This window comes from Pelagibacterium lacus (assembly GCF_003345525.1).
GTDB classification, from domain to species: domain Bacteria; phylum Pseudomonadota; class Alphaproteobacteria; order Rhizobiales; family Devosiaceae; genus Pelagibacterium; species Pelagibacterium lacus.
The window spans coordinates 127,358-148,407 of sequence record NZ_QQNH01000005.1 but is presented as its reverse complement, the minus strand read 5'-3'; the positions used below and the strand labels follow the sequence as shown (position 1 = coordinate 148,407).

The following is a 21,050-nucleotide window of genomic DNA, read 5'->3' as shown; positions in this document are numbered from 1 at the left end:
CCCCAGTATATAGGATCTCCCTCCCCTTTCTCAACTCGCCGCCGCTTCGGCCGCCGCGGCCCGGGCGGCGCGCTTGCGGTCGTTGGGGTCGAGGTGGATCTTGCGCAGCCGCACCGATTGCGGCGTCACCTCCACATATTCGTCGTCGGCGATATAGCTCAGCGCCTGTTCGAGGCTGAGCTTCTTGGGCGGGGTGAGCCGGATCGCCTCGTCCTTGGAGGTGGTGCGGATATTGGTCAGCTGCTTGCCCTTGAGGACGTTGACCTCCAGATCGTTCTCGCGATTGTGCTCGCCCACGATCATGCCCTCATAGACGTCGACGCCCGGATCGATCAGCATCGGGCCGCGATCCTCGAGGTTGAACAGCGCATAAGCCACCGCCTGGCCGGTGGCGTTGGAGATCAGGACGCCGGTGCGGCGCATGGGCAGCGGGCCCTTGAAGGGGGCATATTCGTGGAACACGCGGTTGAAGATCGCCGTACCACGCGTGTCGGACAGCAATTCCCCCTGATAGCCGATCAGCCCGCGGGTGGGCACATAGAGCCTCACCCGGGTGCGCCCCTGGCCGGAGGGTCGCATCTCGACCAGGTCGCCGCGCCGCTCGCTGAGCTTTTGCACCACCACCGAGGCGAATTCGTCATCAACGTCGATGATCACTTCCTCGATGGGTTCGAGCTTCTGCCCGTCCTCTTCGCGGAACAGCACCTTGGGGCGGCCAAGGCACAATTCGAACCCCTCGCGTCGCATGGTCTCGATGAGCACGCCAAGCTGGAGCTCGCCGCGCCCGGCGACGTCGAAGGAATCATTGTCGTCGCCCGGGGTGACGCGGATGGCGATATTGCCCTCGGCCTCGCGCAGCAGCCGCTCGCGGATGACGCGGCTCTGCACCTTGTCGCCTTCGCGCCCGGCCAAGGGGCCGTCATTGATGCGGAAGGTGACCGACAGGGTGGGGGGATCGATGGGCTTGGCTTCCAGCGCCGCGCTCACCTGCGGGATGGTGATGGTATTGGCGACCGTCGCGTCCTCGAGCCCGGCCAGGGCCACGATATCGCCGGCCTTGCCCTCCTCGATCGGCTCGCGCTCCAGGCCGCGAAAGCCCAGCACCTTGGAGATGCGGCCCTTTTCCACCACCTTGCCGGAGCGGTCCAGCGCGTGGACGGAGTCGCCGGGCTTGACCGTGCCCGAATGGATGCGCCCGGTGAGGATGCGCCCGAGGAAGGCGTTGCGCTCGATGGAGGTCACCAGCATGCGAAACGGGCCGTCCTCGGTCCGGGGCTCGGCGAAATGGGTCAGCACCTTGTCGAGCAGCGGCCCCATGGATTCCTTGGGCCCGGCCGGGTCCTCGGCCATCCAGCCCTGCTTGGCCGAGCCGTAGAGCACCGGGAAATCGAGCTGCTCGGGGGTGGCGTCGAGGGCGACGAACAGATCGAAGATCTCGTCGAGCACCTCGTCGTGCCGCTCGTCGGGCTTGTCGATCTTGTTGATGACCACGATGGGGCGCAGGCCGATCTTGAGCGCCTTGGAGAGCACGAACTTGGTCTGCGGCATCGGGCCTTCGGCGGCGTCGACAAGGATCACCGCGCCGTCGACCATGGAGAGGAAGCGCTCCACCTCGCCACCGAAATCGGCGTGGCCGGGGGTGTCGAGGATGTTGATGCGGTTATCCTTCCAGTTGAGCGAGGTCACCTTGGCAAGGATGGTGATGCCGCGTTCCTTTTCCAGATCGTTGGAATCCATGACGCGTTCGTCGACGCGCTGGTTCTCGCGGAAGGTTCCCGACTGTTTGAGAAGGACATCGACCAGGGTCGTCTTGCCATGGTCGACGTGGGCAATGATCGCAATATTGCGCAAGCTCATAAAAGGGGCAGCCATGTTTCGGGGGTTCAAAAAGTAGGCTGGCCATAGCGCAGCCTCGGCCCGCAAACAAGGAAAAAGGCTGCAGGGCAGCAATGCGTAGCCGGATTTGCGGGGTTTTGCCGCTTCAATGCCCCCTTCTCCCGCGAGGGAAGAAGGGGGAGGATGCCCGGGAAGTCTATCCCCGCGCCAGGCGCTGCCGGCGGGCGCCGAAGGTCTTCAGCCGCAGCCCGTTGAGCTTGATGAAGCCCTCGGCGTCGTGGTGGTCATAGGTGCCGGTGCCTTCCTCGAAGGTCACGAGGTCTTCCGAATAGAGCGAATAGGGCGAGGTCCGGCCCACCACCTGCGCCGAGCCCTTGTAGAGCTTGAGGGTCACCTCGCCGCTGACATAGTCCTGGCTCTTGTCGATCAGCGCCTGCAGCATCTCGCGCTCGGGGCTGTACCAGAAGCCGTTGTAGATCAGCTCGGCATAGCGCGGCATGATCTCGTCCTTGAGATGGGCCGCGCCGCGATCGAGGGTGATGGATTCGATGCCGCGATGGGCGGCGAGCAGGATGGTGCCGCCCGGGGTTTCGTAGATGCCGCGCGACTTCATGCCCACGAAGCGGTTCTCCACCAGGTCGAGCCGGCCGATGCCGTGCTTGCCGCCCAGTTCGTTGAGCCGTGTGAGGAAGGCGGCCGGCGACAGGGTCTCGCCATTGACCGACACGCCGTCGCCCTTTTCGAAGCCGACCGTGATGGTTTCAGGCTCATTGGGCGCGTCGACGGGGTCGACGGTGCGCTGATAGACGTAGTCGGGCGCTTCCACGCCCGGGTCCTCGAGCACCTTGCCTTCCGAGGAGGTGTGCAGGAGGTTGGCGTCGACCGAAAACGGCGCCTCGCCGCGCTTGTCCTTGGGCACGGGGATCTGGTTCTGCTCGGCATATTCGATGAGCTTGGTGCGGCTCTGGAGATCCCATTCGCGCCAGGGAGCGATGACCTTGATGGCCGGGTTGAGCGCATAGGCCGACAATTCGAAGCGCACCTGGTCATTGCCCTTGCCGGTGGCGCCATGGGCGATGGCGTCGGCGCCGGTCTCCTCGGCGATCTCGACCAGGCGCTTGGAAATCAGCGGCCGGGCGATGGAGGTGCCCAGCAGATACACCCCCTCATAGAGCGCATTGGCGCGGAACATGGGGAAGACGAAATCGGAGACGAATTCCTCGCGCAGATCCTCGATGCGGATGTCCTTGACCCCCATCATCTCGGCCTTCCTGCGGGCCGGCTCCAGCTCCTCGCCCTGGCCCAGATCGGCGGTGAAGGTCACCACTTCGCAATCATAGGCCTGGCGGAGCCATTTGAGGATGATCGAGGTGTCCAGCCCTCCCGAATAGGCGAGAACGACTTTCTTGATGTCTTTGGTCATGGCGTGCGCATATCCCCGGAGGACGAAGCTTGAAGGTTCGCGCGGACGTTAATCAGATCGCGCCGGACCTGTCCACACGGGCCCCCAAGAATCGGGTTGCAGGATCGGAGCGGCGCAGCCATGCTGCGGGCCGTTTCCCCCGTGTCGAGATCCCATCCATGCTTGGTTACGCGCCAGACCTGCCGGTCATCCTCAGCTTCGCGCTCGCTGCCGTCGTCCTCACCATCACGCCGGGGCCGGACATGGCGCTGTTCATCTCGCGCACCGTCAATTACGGGCTGCGGCACGGCTTTGCGACGGTGCTGGGGGCGCTGAGCGGCATCGCCGTGCACACCATGCTGGTCGCCTTCGGGGTGTCGGTGCTGATCGTCACCGCGCCGGCCGCCTTCTGGGTGCTCAAGATCGCCGGGGCGCTCTATCTGCTCTGGCTGGCCTTCGCCGCCATCCGCTCGGGGGCCGGGCTCACCGTCACCCGCGCCGGCGGCAGGACGCCGAGCTATCGCCGCTCCTATCTCACCGGATTGGGGATCAACCTCACCAATCCCAAGGTGGCGCTGTTCTTCGTGACCTTCCTGCCGCAATTCGTTTCGGCATCGGACCCGCACGCGGCCTCGAAGCTGATGTTTCTCGGGCTCGAATTCGTCGTCATCTCGCTGCCCATCGTCGTGGGCATGGTGCTGGGGGCGCAATGGCTGACCGGAACCCTGATGCGCTCGCCCCGGGCGCAGAAGATCCTCAACTGGTCGTTCGCCGCCGTGTTCGCCGCCTTCGCGGTTACCATCCTCACCGCCGAGGCGCGGCGCTAGGATGAATTACCGCCACGCCTTCCACGCCGGCAATTTCGCCGATGTGACCAAGCACATCATCCTCACCCGCATCCTCGCCTATCTGATGCGCAAGGACGCCCCCTTCCGGGTGATCGACACCCATGCGGGGGTCGGGCTCTACGATCTTTCGGGGCAAGAGGCCGGGCGCACCGGCGAGTGGCGGGAGGGCATCGGGCGGCTGATGGACGCCGCGCTGCCGCGGCCGGTGGCCGAACTCGCCGCGCCCTATCTCGCGGCGGTACGGGCGCAGAACCCGGATGGCGGCTTGCGCTATTATCCCGGCTCGCCCTTCATTGCCCGCCATATGCTGCGCGGGCAGGACCGGCTGATGGCGCTCGAACTGCATCCCCTCGACGCCGAGGCGCTCAGGGAGAATTTCGCCGGCGACATCCAGACCCGGGTCACCCAGCTCGATGGCTGGGCGGCGCTGGGCACCCATCTGCCGCCCAAGGAAAAGCGCGGCCTCGTGCTAGTCGATCCGCCCTTCGAGGAGAAGGGGGAATTTTTGCGCATGGTGCAGAGCCTTGAAAAGGCGCATAAGCGCTGGCCGGGCGGCATCTATGCCTATTGGTATCCCATCAAGGACCCTAAGGAGGTGCGGGCCTATATGGCGGCGCTGCGGGCCACTGGGATCGGCAAGATCCTCCGCATCGAACTTACCATCCGCCCGCCCTCGACGCCGCCGCGGCTGCATGGCACCGGCATGATCGTAGTCAATCCGCCCTTCGTCCTCGAGGCCGAGCTCAAGACCCTGCTGCCGCTGCTGGCAAAACTGCTCAGCGACGAGAATCGCGGCCGCTACAGCCTCGACTGGGTGCGCGGCGAAGCCTGAGGAGACGGAACACCTTGTGCTCTGCCCAGTTGTTCCCATATTGCGGCTAGCACATTGATGGGACGGTACTCATGACGTTTGGCGATTTTATCCGGATCTTGTTTTCGATCCTCATTCCCCCGCTCGGCGTGTTCCTGCGCGTGGGGTTCGGGCTGCATTTCTGGCTCAACATCCTTCTGACGCTGCTGGGCTACATCCCCGGCCTCATCCACGCCATCTGGATCATCGCCAGCTACCGCACCCGCGAAGACGCGGTCTATCGGCGGTAACAGAAGTGCGACCAGGAAAAGTTGCGAGACTTTTCCGGTTCGGTCGCGCGACAAGGAAGAAAGTTGGATGGGGCCGCGCGCCTCAGAGCATGAAGGCGTCGCGGTCCTTTTTCTTCAGCCGTTCGGTTTCGGATTTGAGCTGGCCGCAGGCGGCGAAGATGTCGCGGCCGCGCGGGGTGCGCACCGGCGAGGCATAACCGGCCCGGTTGACGATGTCGGCAAAGGCCTCGATGCGGTCCCAGTCCGAGCAGACATAATTTGAGCCCGGCCAGGGATTGAAGGGGATCAGGTTGATCTTGGCCGGGATATTGGCCAGAAGCCGCACCAGTTCGCGCGCATCGGCGTCGGAATCGTTGATGTCCTTGAGCATCACATACTCGAAGGTGATGCGCTTGGCGTTGGAGACGCCGGGATAGGTGCGGCAGGCTTCGAGCAGCTCTTCGAGCGGCCATTTCTTGTTGATGGGCACCAACACGTCGCGCAGGTCGTTGCGCACCGCGTGCAGGGAGATGGCCAGCATCACCCCGATTTCCGAGCCGGTGGGCTCGATGAAGGGGACCACGCCCGAGGTCGAAAGCGTAATGCGGCGCTTGGAGAGCGACAGGCCCTCGCCGTCCGAGGCGATCAGCAGCGCCTTCTTGACGTTCTCGTAATTGTACAGCGGCTCGCCCATGCCCATCATGACGATATTGGTGATGGCGCGGCTCTCCCCATGCGGCACGAGGCCGTCGGTAGGGCGGACCCCGCCGGGAAAATCCCCCAGCCGCTCGCGGGCCATCATCACCTGGGCGAGGATTTCCCCGGCGGTGAGATTGCGCACCAGCTTCTGGGTGCCGGTGTGGCAGAACGAGCAGGTGAGCGTGCAGCCGACCTGGGAGGAGACGCACAGCGTGCCGCGATCCGATTCCGGGATATAGACCGTCTCGACCTCGACCGGGGGCATGTGGGGATGGGCCGGGTCGCGGAAGCGGAACAGCCATTTGCGCGTGCCGTCATTGGAGACCTGCTCGGAGACGATCTCCGGCCGCCCGATGGTGAAGGCCTCGGCGAGGTCGGCGCGCAAACCCTTGGCGATATTGGTCATCTGCCCGAAATCGGTGGCGCCGTTCACATAGATCCAGTTCCATAGCTGGCTGGCGCGCATGCGGGAATCGCGCTCGGAGAGCCCAATCTCGCCCAGCCGCGCGGCGATGTCCTTTTTCGACAGCCCGACCAGGTCGAGCGGACCCTGCGGCTTGGGGCGCGGGGCCATATCATGATCGATATTGAGCGCCAGACTCATGGGCGGTGTACTTTCGGCAGGCAATGGGGTTGTGAGGAATATGGGCGTCCGGCGGCGCAGGACAAGGCGCGCGGCCGGACGCAGGGCCCGCCTCTAGCATATTTGTGCGCCGCGCGCAAAGCGGCGGCGTGGACCCGCTCAGCAGGCGTCGTTGATGGCGTTGGTGGCGGCGGTGGCGCCCGAGAGCGAATAGGTCTGGGAGACCGTCTCTCCGCCCAGCGCCGTCCCCTCGACGGTCATGGTCGAGCCGCCGCGGATGGCCTGGGTGGCGGCGGCGGTCTGGTTGGGATCGGCGAGCCAGGCCGCGTCGTCCTCGACATAGAGGGCGAAGCTCTGCCCGCCCACCGACAGCCGCGCCGCGCTGCCGGGGGCGAAGGCATAGCCGGGCACGATGTTGATCTCGGAACGGATGGCCTGCCCCGGCCGGTGGGTGATGTAGAAATAGCCCTGGGTGAAGCCGGAAGGCTGCGGGCTGGTCTGGGTCGGCCGCGACAGGGCGAAACAGATGCGCTCCGCCCCTTCGGCGGTGGCATAGGCGGACCAGGCGCTGTGCTCGCCCAGGATGCGCACCGATTGGGCGAGGGCGGGCGGCACGCAGAATGCGATGAGGCCCAGGGCGGCAAGGCCCAGTTTGGCGATGGCGTTCATGATGGTTTCATCCCCGGGACGCGTGGCAGGAGGGCGCGGCGCCGAAAAGGCCCGGAGCGATCCGGGCCTTTGCCGAGCGCGTCGGCCTGGCAATCAGGAGCACTCCTGGGCGATCTTGTTGAGCGCGGCGGTCACCCCGCGCAGCGAATAGGTGTCCACCGTATTGGTGCCGCGCTGGGAGGTGGCGCGGACCACCATGGTCGCCCCGGCGCGCATGGCGCCGACGAAGCCGGATTCGTCCTCGATGGAGGCCAGCCAGCCCGCTTCCCCCTGGGTCACCATGGGATAGGAGCGGCCATCGACCGAGGCCGAGGCATTGGCCTGGGTCTCGTGGATGGGATAGCCGACAATGGTGGCCACCTCATTGGGATTGGTGGGCCGACGGGTCACGATGAAATGGATGTCGCCCCGGTTGACATTGCCCGGTTCGGAGGTCTGCGGCGTCGAGGAGACGTAGCAGATCTTTCCCGAATTGTCGGTATCGGTCCATGCGGTCCAGAAATCGAACGTGCCCAGATTGGTCGCGGCGAACGCGGCCGGGCTGGACGCAAAAACAGCTGTTGCGGCCACGACCATCGTCGCGAGGCGGCGGACTTGGCTGCGAGATTGACAAGGCATCGCCAAACCTTCCCCTTTGTTTACGTTTCACTACTCATGATGTCGGCCGCCAGACTCGCACCTTATGGTTACCAGAGAGCAAATAAAGCAGACCGAATATGGCCCTTGGCGCGCACACTAGAGAGCAATTTGGCCGGAATTTGACCGGTGTGCGGCGTCGGAACACGGTCATCTTCGTCCAGCGGCGCTGAATGCGCGCTGAACGCCCTTCGGGGCCCTGTCACATTGATGTGATTTTCAGGCCGCCGCCAGCTCGTAGCCCTGTTCGATGACATAGGGGCCGCCGCCGACGCTGTCGCGGCTGGAGAACAGCACGAACCGGTCGACGACGAAGCGCAGGGGGGTGAAGCGGCCCGCATGGGCGATGTGGCGCGCCACATCGTCGGGGCCCGAATCGCGCAGGCGGGCCAGGGTCACATGCGGCACGAATTTGCGGCCCTCGGGCACGAGGCCGGCCCGTTGCAGCAGGCGTTCCTGCCCGGCCTGCAGGCGGTTGAGCGCTTCGTTGGGCTCGAGCCCGGCATAGAGCGCCCTGGGCTTGTTGCCGCCGAACACCCCCAGATGGGAGATCACCACCTCGAAGGGCTCCATGGAGGGGGCCATGTCCAGCGCATGGACGATCTCGTCGGCCACCAGGTGGTCGACATCCCCGATAAAGCGCAGGGTGATGTGGTAATTGTCCGGGTCGATCCAGCGCGCCCCGGCCAGCCCGCCGCGCTTGAGCGACAGGGCGAAGGCGATATCGTGGGGGAGTTGCAGGCCGGTGAACAGTCTGGGCATGATGGCACCTCGCGTGTTCCCTTGACGGGGATGGATGGCCCCGAAACGAATCGGAGCCTAGCACAGGGCTACGCGTCTCGTATCAATTTCCCGCGACAGCGGGCGGCAGGCGGCCGGGCGGCTTCGCTTTTGCTTGTAATTTCAAGGCCCGGTCTCCATATTGTGTCATGAACCGGCGGACGCGGTTCGGGCAGGGATGTCCGGGCAATCGCCGGCCCGCCAATTTTGATCATGAGGATGGAACCAACGATGGCACAATACGACCGTCAGACCCTTGCAACAGGGCGCGTAGGCACGGCCGCGGCCATAGACGAGGGTCTGCGCAGCCACATGCTGCGCGTTTACAACTATATGGGCATCGGCCTGGCGCTGACCGGGCTCATCGCCTTTTTCGCCAGCCAGATGGCGGTGACCGGGGATGCCTCGGCCGCGGCCGCCCAGCTTGCCGATGGCACCTATCTCACCCAGTGGGGCGTCCTGCTCTACACCACGCCGCTGATGTGGGTCGTGGCGCTGTCGCCGCTCGCCTTCGTCCTGGTGCTGTCCTTCGGCATCAACAAGCTGTCCTTCGGGGCGGCGCAGGCCACCTTCTGGGGCTTTGCCGCGGTGATGGGCCTGTCGCTCTCCTCGATCTTCCTGGTCTATACCGGCGCCTCGATCGCCAAGGTGTTCTTCATCACCGCCGCCATGTTCGGCTCGATGAGCCTTTACGGCTACACCACCAAGCGCGATCTGACGGCGATGGGCGGCTTCCTGATGATGGGCCTTATCGGCCTGATCATCGCCATGGTGGTCAATATCTTCCTGGCCAGCTCGGCGCTCGATTTCGCCATCTCGGCGATCGGCGTGGTGATCTTTGTCGGGCTGACCGCCTATGACACCCAGAAGATCAAGGAAGCTTATGCCGAAAACATCGGCCATGAAGGGCTGGGCAAGCTCGCCATCATGGGCGCGCTGACGCTGTATCTGGACTTCATCAACCTGTTCCTGATGCTGCTGCGCCTGTTCGGCAACCGCGAATAAGCCATTCTTCCCCGCCTGCCGGGGAGAGGCACGAAAGAAAGAGGGCCGTGGATCTGTTCCGCGGCCCTTTTTTTATCGCACCACCTGCAGATGGGGGGAGAGCACCTTGAGTACGGCGGCGAGGTCGTGGCCGCGCTTCAGGATGCGCCCCTCGGCCCCCACCACCATGTACTGGCCCTGCTTGCGGGCCAGCTTGGGGTGCTTTTCGACCACGAAAAGCGGGCGTTCGGAGGTGCGCTGATAGATCGAGAACATGGCGCGCTCGCGCCCGAAATCGAGGGCGTAGTCGCGCCATTCGCCGGCCGCGACCTTCTGGCCATAGACGTTGAGGATCAGCGCCAGCTCGCGCCGGTCGAAACTGACGACGGCGAGGGGGCGGCTGGAGGAGGGCTCCGGTGAGGGCTGGAAGGCATATACATGTGCGCCGGTCTTGTTCTCGAACCGCTCAGTCAAATCCCGGCCGCTCCGTGAGCCTGTCCATTCATGGGTGATGATCGACCCGTTTGCGCCCGCATGCAAGTGCCCCGTCGCGGGCCCGGGCGCAAACTTTCCGCCAATTGACCGGATTTGCGTCACAATCTCACCCTTGTGGCGCCCCAAACCGGCGCTAGGGTCCTTCCATTGCCTCCAGTTCGCCGGCCTCCGGATTCACCGAGCCCCCAAACCTTGGATCCGGATGGCCGGCACCCTCTTCCCGGCCTTGCCTCCGGGACGACCTGATCCCTGGAGGTGGTCATACTCCAGAGTCGCTTGCTCCCCGTTCCGTTCCGGCGCGGGGAGTTTTCTTTTGGAGCAGGATCAGGAAAAGTTGCAGACTTTTCCGCTTCGATCCTGCGACCGGGCAATGTGAGCAGGATCAGGAAAAGTTGCAGACTTTTCCGCTTCGATCCTGCGACCGGGCAATGTGAGCAGGATCAGGAAAAGTTGCAGACTTTTCCGCTTCGATCCTGCGACCGGGCAATGTGAGCAGGATCAGGAAAAGTTGCAGACTTTATCAGATGGTCAGCGATGGATGGTGGTGGCGGCGAGGATGGGGCCGGGCAGGCGGCCGTTCTTTTCCTGGATGACGATGGCGGCGCCGTCCGCCGTCTCGCCCATCACCTCGTCGAGGGGGATGGTGATGCGGGCCCCTTCGTCGGGTGACCACATGCCGATGGGCTGGCGGCCGGTGACGATATGGGAATAGGACAGCACCCGCCCCGAATTCTCGCCCCGCTCGATCACCACCTCGGCCGCGTCGCGATAGGTGATGACCCAGACGATGGCGGCCTTGTGCCCGGGATCGCCCTCGGCGACCAGGGTCACCGCGTCCTCGCCATCGGCCGAAACCGCGATGTCGAGCGGCAGGGTGGCCGCAGCGATGGCCGCCTCGGCCTCGCCGGCGTCCGAGCCGACCACGGCCTGGCGGCCATTGACCACCAGTTGCGGCGTATAGAGGCGGTTCTTGCCCCAGCTTTCGGCATAGCCGCGCTGGAGCTGGCTGTTCTCGGGCAGGGCGAAGGTGTCGGACCAGCCGATATAGTCCCAATAATCGATGTGGTAGCCCAGCGCGACGATGTCCTCGCGCGCCCCCAGCCGGGAAAGCAGGCGATCGGCCTCCGGGCAGCTCGAGCAGCCCTGGCTGGTGAACAGCTCGAGGACGGTGAGGTCGCCCTGGCTGATGTCGAGCGCGGTGGCGGGCGCGGCGGCGAAGGCGGCCGAAAGCGCCAGCAGGATGCGGGAGGGGAGGAAGCGGGCCGTGATCATGGGCCGAAGTTGTACGCGCTCCGGCCGGGAGCGACCAGTCAATTCGCGGTGAAACTCCCGGCGAAAATCCCTTGGCCATAGGCGGCGCCCAGTTCCGCGATCTCGTCCAGCGCCGCCGTGAAAACCGACCAGTCGTCCGCGCCGGCGATCGGGGTCCAGATGGTTTCCACATCCTCGACCAGCATGGTGCGCGGGGCTGGGCGGGCGAAATAGGGATGGTCGAGATTGACCATCGCGGCGGGCGGGAACCCGGCCAGCAGCCGCTCGAAGGCACTAAAGGGCTCCGAGCGATATGCCTCGGCCTGGGGGCTCCTTTCGGCGCGCCGGCGCGAGAGCAGCCCGCCGCGCCAGTCGAAATAGACCCGCTCATAGTCCGGGCGTCCGGCGCTCATGAAGGCGAAGAAGGCGCTGGTGAGATCGGCATCTTCCTGCGGCGAGACCGGTTCGAGCCCCAGCCGCGCGATGACCGCGAGGGCGAGGGCGCGCTGGAAGGCGGGCCAGAAGCGGTTGAGCTCGGGTTCGAGCGCCTCGACGCTCGAGAGCGGCACGAGGCACTCGGCCAGCCGGGTGAGGTTCCAGGCCAGGGCGTCGGGCTGGCGGCCGAAGGCATAGAGCCCGCCCTGATCGAAATAGGCGGCGGTGAAGCCGGGATCATAGGCGGGCAGGAAGCGCCACGGGCCGTAATCGAAACTTTCACCGGTGATATTGATGTTGTCGCTGTTGAGCACCCCATGCACGAACCCCGCCGCGATCCATTGCGCGCCGACCCGGGCCACGCTTGTGGCCACCGCGCCGAGGAATTCGGGCCCGCGCCGGTCCTCGGGCAAGCTGTCCAGCTCGGGATAATAATGGGCGATGCAATGATCGAGCAGGCGCTGAAGCCCGGTGCGGTCCCCCATATGGTCGAGGCGCTGGAAGGTGCCGATGCGGATATGGGAATGGGACAGGCGCACCAGCACCGCCGAGCGGGTGGGGGAGGGCTCGTCGCCGCGATAGAGCGCTTCCCCGGTCTCGATCAGCGAAAAGCTCTTCGAGGTCTCGACCCCGAGCGCTTCGAGCATCTGGGTGGCCAGCACCTCGCGCAGCCCGCCCTTCAGCGTCAGCCGCCCGTCGCCGCCGCGCGACCAGGGCGTGGTGCCCGATCCCTTGGTGGCGAGATCGCGCAGCCGCCCGTCGACCGGGTCATGGGCCTGGGCGTACAGGAACCCGCGCCCGTCACCGAGATCGGGATTGTAGGCGCGGAACTGGTGCCCGTGATAGCGCAGGGCCAGCGGGCGGACGAGGCTGTCGGGCAGCGGCGCGAAGCGGCCGAAATGGGCGACCCACTCGGCGTCCGACAGCTGCCCCAGCCCCATGCGTTCGGCCCAGCGCTGGTTGCGGAAGCGCAGGATGGTCTTGGGGAAATCGGCCGGCGCGACGGGATCGAAAAACCCCGCGCCAAGGCGCTCATGCACAGTGGCGCCGCGAAACTCTCCTCTCTGTTTCTCCTCGCTCATACTGCCTCAATGCCCTCGCGGCCCGCCCGGTTTCGAACCCATGATACAAAAAACCCGGCCGTATGGGGCCGGGTTTTCAAGTCTTGTCAAAAAGGGGAGAGGCTTACTCGCCCTTGTTGTCCTCAGCCGGAGCTTCGGCGGCGGCGGCCGCTTCCGCAGCAGCGGCGGCTTCCGCGGCGGCAGCGGCTTCCTGGGCGGCCACTTCGGCGGCCAGGGCCTCGGCGGCGGCGATCTTTTCGGCCTCGCGGGCGGCGCGGGCGTCGGCAGCGGCCTGGCGCTCATCGGCCTCGATCCGCTTGGTGCGGGCGCTGGTCGATTCGAAGATACGGGCCGACTTGCCGCGACGGTCGCGCAGGTAATAGAGCTTGGCGCGCCGCACCTTGCCGCGCTTCAGGACCTCGATGCGGTCGATCATCGGCGAATGGACCGGGAACACGCGCTCCACGCCTTCGCCATAGGAGATCTTGCGCACGGTGAAGCTTTCCATTATCCCGTCGCCTGAACGCGCGATCACCACGCCTTCATAGGCTTGGACGCGTTCTTTTTCGCCTTCGCGGATCTTGACCCACACCTTGACGGTGTCGCCATGGGTGAATTCGGGGATGGCGCGTTTTGCAACGAGCGCTTCGAGCTGCTCTTTCTCGAGCTGCTGGATGATGTTCATTTCGATTAATCCGTTCTATCTTTTCGCTGGAGCCTCTTTGAGGCCCGGTCTTGTTTGGACGGCCCGGGAATTTCCCGAGAGGTCGAGCGGCCATATACACGCCCGGACCCCGGGAGTCTAGGGCTTTTGCCTTGCCCGCGCCCAGAGATCGGGCCGCCGGGCCCGGGTCAGGGCCTCGGACTGCTCGCGCCGCCATGTCTCGATGCGGCCGTGATCGCCCGAGGTCAGAATCTGCGGGATGTCCCGCCCTTCGAAAACCTGCGGCCGGGTATAGTGGGGATATTCGAGCAGGCCGTTTTCGAAGCTCTCGTCGGCGTGGCTTTCGGCCGCTCCCAGCACGCCGGGCAAAAGCCGCACCACCGCTTCGAGCAATACCATGGCCGCCACCTCGCCGCCGGCCAGCACATAATCGCCGATGGAGATTTCCTCCAGCCCGCGCGCGTCGATCACCCGCTGGTCGACGCCCTCGAACCGGCCGCAGACGATCACCGCGCCGGGCCCGGCCGCCAGTTCGCGCACCCGCGCCTGGGTCAGCGGGGTGCCGCGCGGGCTCATGAGGATTTTGGGGCGCGGATCGGCCGGCGGCGCCACATGGTCGAGGGCGGCGGCGAGAATGTCGGCCCGCAGCACCATGCCTGCCCCGCCGCCCGAGGGCGTGTCGTCCACGGTGCGGTGCTTGTCCTTGGCGTAATCGCGCAGAAAATGGGTTTCGAGTCCCCAGGCGCCGCTCTCCATGCCGCGCCCGATCACCGAGGCGCCGAGCGGGCCGGGAAAGAGGTCGGGAAACAGCGTGATGATCGCGGCGTGAAAGCTCATTGCGGGTCGATATCTTCGGGGTCGCGCGGCGTCTCGTCCAGCCAGCCCGGGGGCGGCAGAACGATCACATGGCCGGCGGCGATATGGAGTTCGGGCACCACCGCGCTGGTAAAGGGCAGATAGACCGAGCGGCCGGTGTCGGCCAGCTTGACGTCGAGAAGGTCGTCGGCGCCGAAATTGTCGACCGCCGCGATCGTCCCCAGCACTGAGCCATCGACGAGGCGCACTTCGAGGCCGATCAGGTCGGCATGGTAGAATTCGTCTTCCTCGGGGGCGTCCAGCCGCTCGCGGGCGACATAGAGCGAGACGCCGTTGAGCTTTTCGGCCGCGTCGCGGTCGGTCACGCCCTTGAGCGTGGCGATCACCACGGTCTTGGCCAGCCGGGCCCTGGCGATGGAAACCGTGAGTCCGTTGCGGTCGGTTTCCAGCGGATTGTAGCCGGCAATGGCCAGGGGGTCCTCGGTATAGGCGGTAATCCGCACCTCGCCCCTGATCCCATGGGCCGCCCCGATGCGGCCCATGAGGATGCGGGTTTCAGGCTGGCTGGGCCTGGTCACCACCCTTACTCGGCGGGGGCTTCTTCAGCCGGGGCCTCTTCGGCCGGGGCGGCGGCGGCTTGCTTGGCGGCTTCTTCGGCGGCGCGCTTTTCTTCAGCGCGTTCGAGGGCCTTGGCGCCCGGCTTGCCCTTTTCGGGGTTGTTGCGCGCTTCGCGCTTCAAAAGGCCGGCGCCGTCGAGGAAACGCTCGACGCGGTCGGTCGGCTGGGCGCCGTTCTTGAGCCAGTGGGTGGCGCGCTCGATGTCGAGGACGAGGCGCTTGTCGTCGTCCTTGGCCAGCATCGGGTTGTAGGCGCCGATGCGCTCGATGACGCGGCCGTCGCGCGGCGCGCGGGCATCGGCCACCACGATGTGGTAATAGGGGCGCTTCTTGGAGCCACCGCGGGCAAGGCGGATTTTGATAGCCATGGGTCAGGTCTTTCCGTTTTGAGGTCGTAAGGGAGGTTACTTCTTTTTGCCCGGCAGGCCGGGCAGGCCCGGGAGACCCGGGAATTTACCGCCGCCAAGCCCGGGCAGGCCGGGCAAGCCGCCCCCGCCGCCCTGCTTGACCAGCTTGGAGAAATCGTCGGGCAGCTTGGAGGGGTCGCCCCCCATCTGCCGCGCCATGTCCTCGATCTGTTTGGGGTCCATGTCCGGCATGCCGCCGCCGCCCAGCATGGATTTGCCCATGCCGCCGAACATGTTGGCCAGCCCGCCCGGGCCGCCCCGCGACACCTTCTTCATCATGTCCGCCATCTGGCGATGCATCTTGATGAGCTTGTTGATCTCGGAGACCTCGACGCCCGCGCCGGCGGCGATGCGCTTGCGGCGCGAGGCGTTGAGCAGGTCGGGCTTTTCGCGTTCCTTCTTGGTCATCGACTGGATGATCGCCACCTGGCGGTCGAAGACCTTGTCGCCCATGCGGTCGGCGGGCAGGTTCTTGGCCATGCCGCTCATGCCGGGCATCATCTTCATGAGCGAGGCCATGCCGCCCATCTTCTTCATCTGCTGCAGCTGGCCCATCAGGTCGTTGAGGTCGAACTGGCCTTTCTTGAGCTTCTTGGCCATCTTCTCGGCGTCTTCGGCCGAGACGTTGGCCGCCGCCTTTTCCACCAGCGAGACGATGTCGCCCATGCCCAGGATGCGGTCGGCGATGCGCTTGGGGTGGAAATCCTCCAGCGCATCCATCTTTTCGCCCACACCGATCAGCTTGATCGGCTTGCCGGTGGCGGCCCGCATGGAGAGCGCCGCGCCGCCGCGCCCGTCGCCGTCGACCCGGGTGAGGACGATGCCGGTGATGTCGACGCGGCTGTCGAAGGAGCGGGCGAGGTTGACCGCGTCCTGGCCGGTGAGGCTGTCGGCGACCAGGAGGATTTCGTGCGGGTTGGAGACGCGCTTGATCTCGGCGGTCTCCGCCATCAGCTCTTCGTCGATATGGGTGCGGCCCGCCGTATCGAGCATCACCACGTCATAGCCGCCGGTCCTGGCGGTCGAAAGGGCGCGCCGGGCGATCTCGACCGCCGACTGGCCGGGGACGATGGCGAGCACGTCGACGCCGATCTGGCCGCCGAGCGTCTGCAATTGCTCCATGGCCGCCGGGCGGCGCGTGTCGAGGGAGGCGAGCAGGACCTTCTTGTTCTGCTTGTCCTTCAGGCGCTTGGCGATCTTGCCGGTGGTGGTGGTCTTGCCCGAGCCCTGCAGGCCCACCATGAGGATCGGCACCGGGGCGGGGGCGTTGAGCGAGATGGGCACCGCCTCCTCGCCCAGAACCGCGACCAGTTCGTCATGGACGATCTTGATCACCTGCTGGCCGGGCTTGACCGAGCGGGTCACCTCGGCGCCCACGGCGCGCTGACCAACCTGTTCGGTGAAGGCGCGGACCACTTCGAGCGAGACGTCGGCCTCGATCAGCGCGCGGCGGACTTCGCGCAGCGCGGCTTGCACATCGGCTTCGCTGAGCGCCCCCCGGCCGGTAATGCCGGAGAAGATCTTGCCCAGACGGTCTGACAGGCTTTCAAACATTCGGTTCGCTCGTTTTCTCGTGTCGGGAACGCGTGTGAATATGGGTCACATCGGGCCAAAAGCAAAACGCACCCGCGGGCGCTACGCGCTGACGGGTGTTGACCGGATGCCTCTCGGGCAGCCTGGTGACTCGCTATCCATCGTTCCTGACAGAAGGTCGAGGCGGCTTATAGGGCCAGGGGGCGGGAGAGTCAATTGCCGCTTCACGCGGCGCGAAGGTGGAAATCGCCATGGTTTTGCGCCATATAGGCCAGAACCGATCCGCCACACGAGCCCGAACCCGCCATGAGCGCGCCGCTGCCCTATCTCAAGATGAACGGCCTTGGAAATGATTTCGTCGTCCTCGACGCCCGCCCGGCGCCCATCGCGCTGACCCGGCGGCAGGTCGCCGATATTTCCGATCGCGCCCGGGGGGTGGGGTGCGACCAGCTGATCGTTCTCGAGCCCGACAGCGTGCCGGGGGTCGACGTCTTCATGCGCATCTACAATGCCGAGGGCGGCGAGGTCGATGCCTGCGGCAACGCCACGCGCTGCGTCGCCGGGCTGGTGGCCGGGGAAACCGGCCGCGACACGGTCACCATCCGCACCAATGCCGGGATTCTTTCGGCGCGGATCGCCGGCGATCTGGTCACCGCCGATATGGGCGTGCCGCGCTTTGCCTGGGACCAGATTCCCCTGGCCGAGCCCTTCGCCGACACCACGGGCATCGAGCTTCAGGTCGGCCCCATCGACGCGCCGGTGCTCCATACCCCTTCGGTGGTCAATGTGGGCAATCCCCACGCCATCTTCTGGGTCGGCGATCTGGGCGCCCATGATCTGGGGCGGCTGGGGCCGCTGCTCGAAAACCACCCGATCTTTCCCGAGCGCGCCAATATCACCCTCGCCCGGGTGCTGGGGCCCGACCGCATCGCGGTCAGGGTGTGGGAGCGGGGCGCGGGGCTGACCTTGGCCTGCGGCACCGCCGCCTGCGCCACCGCCGTCGCCGCGGCCCGCAAGGGACTGACCGGGCGGCGGGTGACCGTGGAATTGCCCGGCGGGCCGCTGGAGATCGAATGGCGCGCCGCGGACGATCATATCCTGATGACCGGTCCCTGGGCCCGGGACGGCGCGGGACTCGTTCCGGCCCATTTGCTGGGGGACAGCGCCGCATGAGCATAGAGGCGATCACCTTCGGCTGCCGGCTCAACGCCTATGAATCGGAAGTGATGAAGGCCGAGGCGGCCCGATCGGGGCTCGACAACGCCATCATCGTCAACACCTGCGCGGTGACCGCCGAGGCGGTGCGTCAGGCCAAGCAGACCATCCGCAAGGCGCGGCGCGAGCACCCGGAGGCGCGGATCATCGTCACCGGCTGCGCGGCGCAGACGCAGGGCCGCGATTTCGGCGACATGGAAGAGGTCGATCTGGTGATCGGCAACCATGACAAGCTCAAGGCCGACAGCTACCGGCCGCTGGTGTTCGGCCTGCCGCTCAACGACAAGGTGCAGGTCAACGACATCATGAGCGTGACCGAAACCGCCGGGCATCTGATCGACGGGCTCGACGGGCGGGCCCGCGCCTTCGTGCAGGTGCAGAACGGGTGCGACCATCGCTGCACCTTCTGCATCATCCCCTATGGCCGCGGGCCGTCGCGCTCGGTGCCCATGGGGGTGGTGGTCGAGCAGATCCGGCGACTGGTCGACAATGGCTATGGCGAGGTGGTGCTGACCGGGGTCGACATCACCTCCTATGGCGGCGACCTGCCCGGCGCTCCGACCCTGGGCAAGCTCACCCAGGCCATCCTCCGCCACGTGCCCGCCCTGCCGCGCCTCAGGATCTCCTCGATCGATTCCATCGAGGCCGATCCGGCGCTTTACGAGGCGGTGACCGACCGGCGGCTGATGCCGCATCTGCACCTGTCGCTGCAATCGGGCGACGACATGATTTTAAAGCGCATGAAGCGCCGGCACAGCCGCGCCGACGCGCTGGCCATCGTCACGAGGCTGCGCGGGCTGCGGCCCGACATGGTGTTCGGGGCCGATATCATCGCGGGCTTTCCCACCGAGAGCGAGGCCATGTTCGAGAACACGCTGGGTTTCGTCACCGAGGCCGATCTCACCTATCTGCACGTCTTTCCCTTCTCGCCCCGCGAGGGGACGCCGGCGGCGCGCATGCCGCAGGTGTCGCGGCGGCTGGCGCGGGAGCGGGCCGCCCGGCTGCGGGCCGTGGGCGAGACGCAGTTCCAGAAACTCTGCGCCAGCCGGGTGGGGTGCGAGGAGACCATATTGATCGAGCATCAGGGCATGGGCCGCACGGAACAGTTCGTCCCGGTGACGGTCGGCCGGGGCGCGCCCGGCGAGATCGTCACCGCCGAAATCCAAGCCATTTCCGCCGAGGGGCTGATCGCCGCATGACACAGGACAAGAAGCCGGGTTTCTGGGGGCGCCTGTTCGGGGAGAAGCCGCTTCCCGCAGAAGCCGAGACCCCCGCTCCCTCGGAAGGCAAGCAGCAAGACGAAGAGGACAGCCGCGACGCCGCGCCGCCGGAAATGCAGGCCGAATGGCTGCAAAAGGGCCGTCCCAACCCGCCTGAGCACGAGCCGCCCACCCCCGAGGTGGCAGCCGAAGCGCCCGAAGCGCCCAGGAGCTGGTTGCAGCGGCTGAGCGGCGGGCTCAAGCGCTCCTCAGACAATCTCACCGCCTCGATCGGGGCGATCTTCACCAAGCGCCGCCTCGACGAGGCGACCCTGGAGGAGCTCGAGGATACGCTGATCGCCGCCGATCTGGGCATCGATACCGCCATGGCGATCACCGAGGCCCTGCGCGCCGACAAGTTCGACAAGGACATTTCGCCCGAGGACGTACGCGCCGTGCTGGCCGCCGAGGTGGAAGCGGTGCTCGAGCCGGTGGCCCGTCCGTTGCAGGTCGATGCAGCCGCGAGGCCCTTCGTCATCCTCATGGTCGGGGTCAACGGGTCGGGCAAGACCACCACCATCGGCAAGCTCACCGCCAAGCTCAAGGCCGAGGGCAAATCGGTGCTGCTGGCGGCGGGGGACACCTTCCGCGCCGCCGCCGTCGAGCAGCTCGAGGTCTGGGGCCAGCGCAACGGGGTCGAGGTGGTGACCCGTCCCACCGGCGCCGACGCCTCGGGGCTGGCCTTCGACGCGGTGGCGAGGGCGCAGGAGACCGGCACCGACGTGGTGATCATCGATACGGCCGGGCGGCTGCAGAACCGGGCCGAGTTGATGGACGAACTCGAAAAGATCATCCGCGTCATCAAGAAGCGCAATGCCAGCGCGCCGCACGCGACGCTTTTGACACTGGACGCCACCACGGGCCAGAATGCCCTTAATCAGGTCGAAATCTTCGGGCAGAAGGCGGGGGTCACCGGGCTGGTGATGACCAAGCTCGACGGCACGGCGCGCGGCGGCATCCTCGTCGCCATCGCGCGCAAATTCGGCCTGCCGATCCATTTCATCGGGGTGGGGGAAGCCATTGGCGACCTCGAACCGTTCCGCGCATCCGATTTCGCCCGCGCCATCGCGGGCAGGGAGTAACAATGGCAGAGACAACGGCCCCGGAGGCCAATCTCGACGATCTCAAGCCGGCGCTGACCAAGCTGGCGCTCGAACTCGGCCCGCTGGTGGTGTTCTTTGTCGTCAACGCCCAGGGCGAGCGCATTCTCGATGCGTTTCCGGCGCTGCAAGGCTGGTTCAGCCAGCCGATCATCTTCGCCACGGCGGTGTTCATGGTGGCGATGGCCATCTCGCTGGTGCTGTCCAAGCTGATCCTCAAGCGCATCCCGGTGATGCCGCTGGTGACCGGGGCGGTGGTGCTGGTGTTCGGCGGCATGACGCTCTACTTCCAGGACGCGCTGTTCATCAAGCTCAAGCCCACCATCACCAATGTGCTGTTCGGCTCGGTGCTGCTGGGGGGGCTGGTGGCCGGCCATTCGCTGCTGCGCTACGTGTTTGGCGAAGTCTACAAATTGCAGGAGCGCGGCTGGTATCTGATGACCCTGCGCTGGGGCATCTTCTTTTTCGTCCTCGCAGCGCTCAACGAGGTGGTGTGGCGCAATTTCTCCGACGATTTCTGGGTGGCGTTCAAGGTGTGGGGCATCATGCCGCTGACCACCATCTTCGCCATGGCGCAATTGCCGCTGCTCACCCGCTACGCCCCCAAGGACGAAAAGCCCAGCGCCATTACGGCCGCCGCCGAGGGCGCGCAGACAGAGATGTGAGCGGAGCGAGGTCCA

22 protein-coding genes are annotated in these 21,050 nt (G+C 66.0%); 8 read left to right on the top strand and 14 right to left on the bottom strand.

The window, feature by feature from the left end:
- Window positions 1-30: 30 nt before the first annotated feature.
- Entirely contained in the window at window positions 31-1,857 is a 1,827-nt protein-coding gene (typA, locus tag DVH29_RS05730) for a translational GTPase TypA (RefSeq protein ID WP_114645200.1), read from the bottom strand.
- Between the two features lie 175 nt (window positions 1,858-2,032).
- Window positions 2,033-3,259, bottom strand: coding sequence for an argininosuccinate synthase (locus DVH29_RS05725; RefSeq protein WP_114645199.1), 1,227 nt, complete (start codon window positions 3,257-3,259; stop codon window positions 2,033-2,035).
- A 158-nt stretch (window positions 3,260-3,417) separates the two neighbouring features.
- Between DVH29_RS05725 and DVH29_RS05720 the strand changes: the two genes are divergently transcribed.
- From DVH29_RS05720 to DVH29_RS05710, 3 genes are all read left to right on the top strand, one after another.
- Window positions 3,418-4,065 carry a LysE family translocator gene (locus DVH29_RS05720; protein WP_114645198.1) on the top strand — a complete coding sequence of 216 codons (648 nt, stop codon included), beginning with the start codon at window positions 3,418-3,420 and terminating at the stop codon, window positions 4,063-4,065.
- A gap of 1 nt (window position 4,066) precedes the next feature.
- Window positions 4,067-4,918, top strand: coding sequence for a 23S rRNA (adenine(2030)-N(6))-methyltransferase RlmJ (locus tag DVH29_RS05715; RefSeq protein ID WP_114645197.1), 852 nt, complete (start codon window positions 4,067-4,069; stop codon window positions 4,916-4,918).
- 71 nt (window positions 4,919-4,989) lie between these two features.
- Window positions 4,990-5,187 carry a YqaE/Pmp3 family membrane protein gene (locus tag DVH29_RS05710; protein ID WP_114645196.1) on the top strand — a complete coding sequence of 66 codons (198 nt, stop codon included), beginning with the start codon at window positions 4,990-4,992 and terminating at the stop codon, window positions 5,185-5,187.
- An 82-nt stretch (window positions 5,188-5,269) separates the two neighbouring features.
- Here the strand turns inward: DVH29_RS05710 and rlmN are convergent, their stop codons facing one another.
- From rlmN to thpR, 4 genes are all read right to left on the bottom strand, one after another.
- Window positions 5,270-6,469, bottom strand: coding sequence for a dual-specificity RNA methyltransferase RlmN (gene rlmN, locus DVH29_RS05705; protein WP_114645195.1), 1,200 nt, complete (start codon window positions 6,467-6,469; stop codon window positions 5,270-5,272).
- Window positions 6,470-6,607: 138 nt separating this feature from the next.
- Window positions 6,608-7,117 carry an invasion associated locus B family protein gene (locus DVH29_RS05700; RefSeq protein ID WP_114645194.1) on the bottom strand — a complete coding sequence of 170 codons (510 nt, stop codon included), beginning with the start codon at window positions 7,115-7,117 and terminating at the stop codon, window positions 6,608-6,610.
- Window positions 7,118-7,210: 93 nt separating this feature from the next.
- On the bottom strand, window positions 7,211-7,687 hold the full coding sequence (locus DVH29_RS05695; protein WP_147276010.1) for an invasion associated locus B family protein: 477 nt from the start codon (window positions 7,685-7,687) through the stop codon (window positions 7,211-7,213).
- Window positions 7,688-7,972: 285 nt separating this feature from the next.
- A complete protein-coding gene (gene thpR, locus DVH29_RS05690; RefSeq protein WP_114645192.1) occupies window positions 7,973-8,515 on the bottom strand; it encodes an RNA 2',3'-cyclic phosphodiesterase in 543 nt (180 codons plus the stop codon).
- Window positions 8,516-8,764: 249 nt separating this feature from the next.
- On the opposite strand from thpR, the gene DVH29_RS05685 reads away from it, so the two are divergent.
- Window positions 8,765-9,538: a Bax inhibitor-1/YccA family protein gene (locus DVH29_RS05685; RefSeq protein ID WP_114645191.1), complete on the top strand. Its 774-nt coding sequence runs from the start codon at window positions 8,765-8,767 to the stop codon at window positions 9,536-9,538.
- A gap of 72 nt (window positions 9,539-9,610) precedes the next feature.
- On the opposite strand, the gene DVH29_RS05680 is transcribed toward DVH29_RS05685, so the two are convergent.
- The 8 genes from DVH29_RS05680 to ffh all read right to left on the bottom strand — a co-directional run bounded on the left by DVH29_RS05680 (window position 9,611) and on the right by ffh (window position 16,817).
- Window positions 9,611-9,991, bottom strand: coding sequence for a DUF2794 domain-containing protein (locus tag DVH29_RS05680; RefSeq protein ID WP_114645251.1), 381 nt, complete (start codon window positions 9,989-9,991; stop codon window positions 9,611-9,613).
- Between the two features lie 549 nt (window positions 9,992-10,540).
- Complete coding sequence (locus tag DVH29_RS05675) at window positions 10,541-11,284, bottom strand: DUF1223 domain-containing protein (protein ID WP_114645190.1); 744 nt, start codon at window positions 11,282-11,284, stop codon at window positions 10,541-10,543.
- Window positions 11,285-11,322: 38 nt separating this feature from the next.
- Window positions 11,323-12,780 (bottom strand): protein adenylyltransferase SelO family protein, encoded by a 1,458-nt coding sequence (locus DVH29_RS05670; RefSeq protein ID WP_114645189.1) that lies wholly within the window; start codon window positions 12,778-12,780, stop codon window positions 11,323-11,325.
- A 103-nt stretch (window positions 12,781-12,883) separates the two neighbouring features.
- A complete protein-coding gene (gene rplS / locus DVH29_RS05665) occupies window positions 12,884-13,444 on the bottom strand; it encodes a 50S ribosomal protein L19 (protein ID WP_114645188.1) in 561 nt (186 codons plus the stop codon).
- A gap of 117 nt (window positions 13,445-13,561) precedes the next feature.
- Complete coding sequence (trmD, locus tag DVH29_RS05660) at window positions 13,562-14,260, bottom strand: tRNA (guanosine(37)-N1)-methyltransferase TrmD (RefSeq protein ID WP_114645187.1); 699 nt, start codon at window positions 14,258-14,260, stop codon at window positions 13,562-13,564.
- Window positions 14,257-14,817: a ribosome maturation factor RimM gene (gene rimM, locus DVH29_RS05655; protein WP_245944892.1), complete on the bottom strand. Its 561-nt coding sequence runs from the start codon at window positions 14,815-14,817 to the stop codon at window positions 14,257-14,259. Before rimM ends, trmD begins: the two co-directional genes overlap by 4 nt.
- 5 nt (window positions 14,818-14,822) lie before the next feature.
- Entirely contained in the window at window positions 14,823-15,224 is a 402-nt protein-coding gene (gene rpsP, locus DVH29_RS05650) for a 30S ribosomal protein S16 (RefSeq protein ID WP_114645185.1), read from the bottom strand.
- 36 nt (window positions 15,225-15,260) lie between these two features.
- A complete protein-coding gene (gene ffh / locus DVH29_RS05645; RefSeq protein ID WP_114645184.1) occupies window positions 15,261-16,817 on the bottom strand; it encodes a signal recognition particle protein in 1,557 nt (518 codons plus the stop codon).
- Between the two features lie 285 nt (window positions 16,818-17,102).
- Between ffh and dapF the strand changes: the two genes are divergently transcribed.
- The 4 genes from dapF to DVH29_RS05625 are packed head-to-tail and all read left to right on the top strand — an operon-like array spanning window position 17,103 to window position 21,035.
- A complete protein-coding gene (gene dapF / locus DVH29_RS05640) occupies window positions 17,103-17,969 on the top strand; it encodes a diaminopimelate epimerase (protein ID WP_199562529.1) in 867 nt (288 codons plus the stop codon).
- On the top strand, window positions 17,966-19,210 hold the full coding sequence (mtaB, locus tag DVH29_RS05635) for a tRNA (N(6)-L-threonylcarbamoyladenosine(37)-C(2))-methylthiotransferase MtaB (protein ID WP_114645183.1): 1,245 nt from the start codon (window positions 17,966-17,968) through the stop codon (window positions 19,208-19,210). The genes dapF and mtaB overlap by 4 nt, the downstream gene beginning before the upstream one ends.
- Window positions 19,207-20,352, top strand: coding sequence for a signal recognition particle-docking protein FtsY (gene ftsY, locus DVH29_RS05630; protein WP_114645182.1), 1,146 nt, complete (start codon window positions 19,207-19,209; stop codon window positions 20,350-20,352). Before mtaB ends, ftsY begins: the two co-directional genes overlap by 4 nt.
- A 2-nt stretch (window positions 20,353-20,354) precedes the next feature.
- Window positions 20,355-21,035 (top strand): septation protein A, encoded by a 681-nt coding sequence (locus tag DVH29_RS05625; RefSeq protein WP_114645181.1) that lies wholly within the window; start codon window positions 20,355-20,357, stop codon window positions 21,033-21,035.
- The last annotated feature ends 15 nt before the right edge of the window (window positions 21,036-21,050 follow it).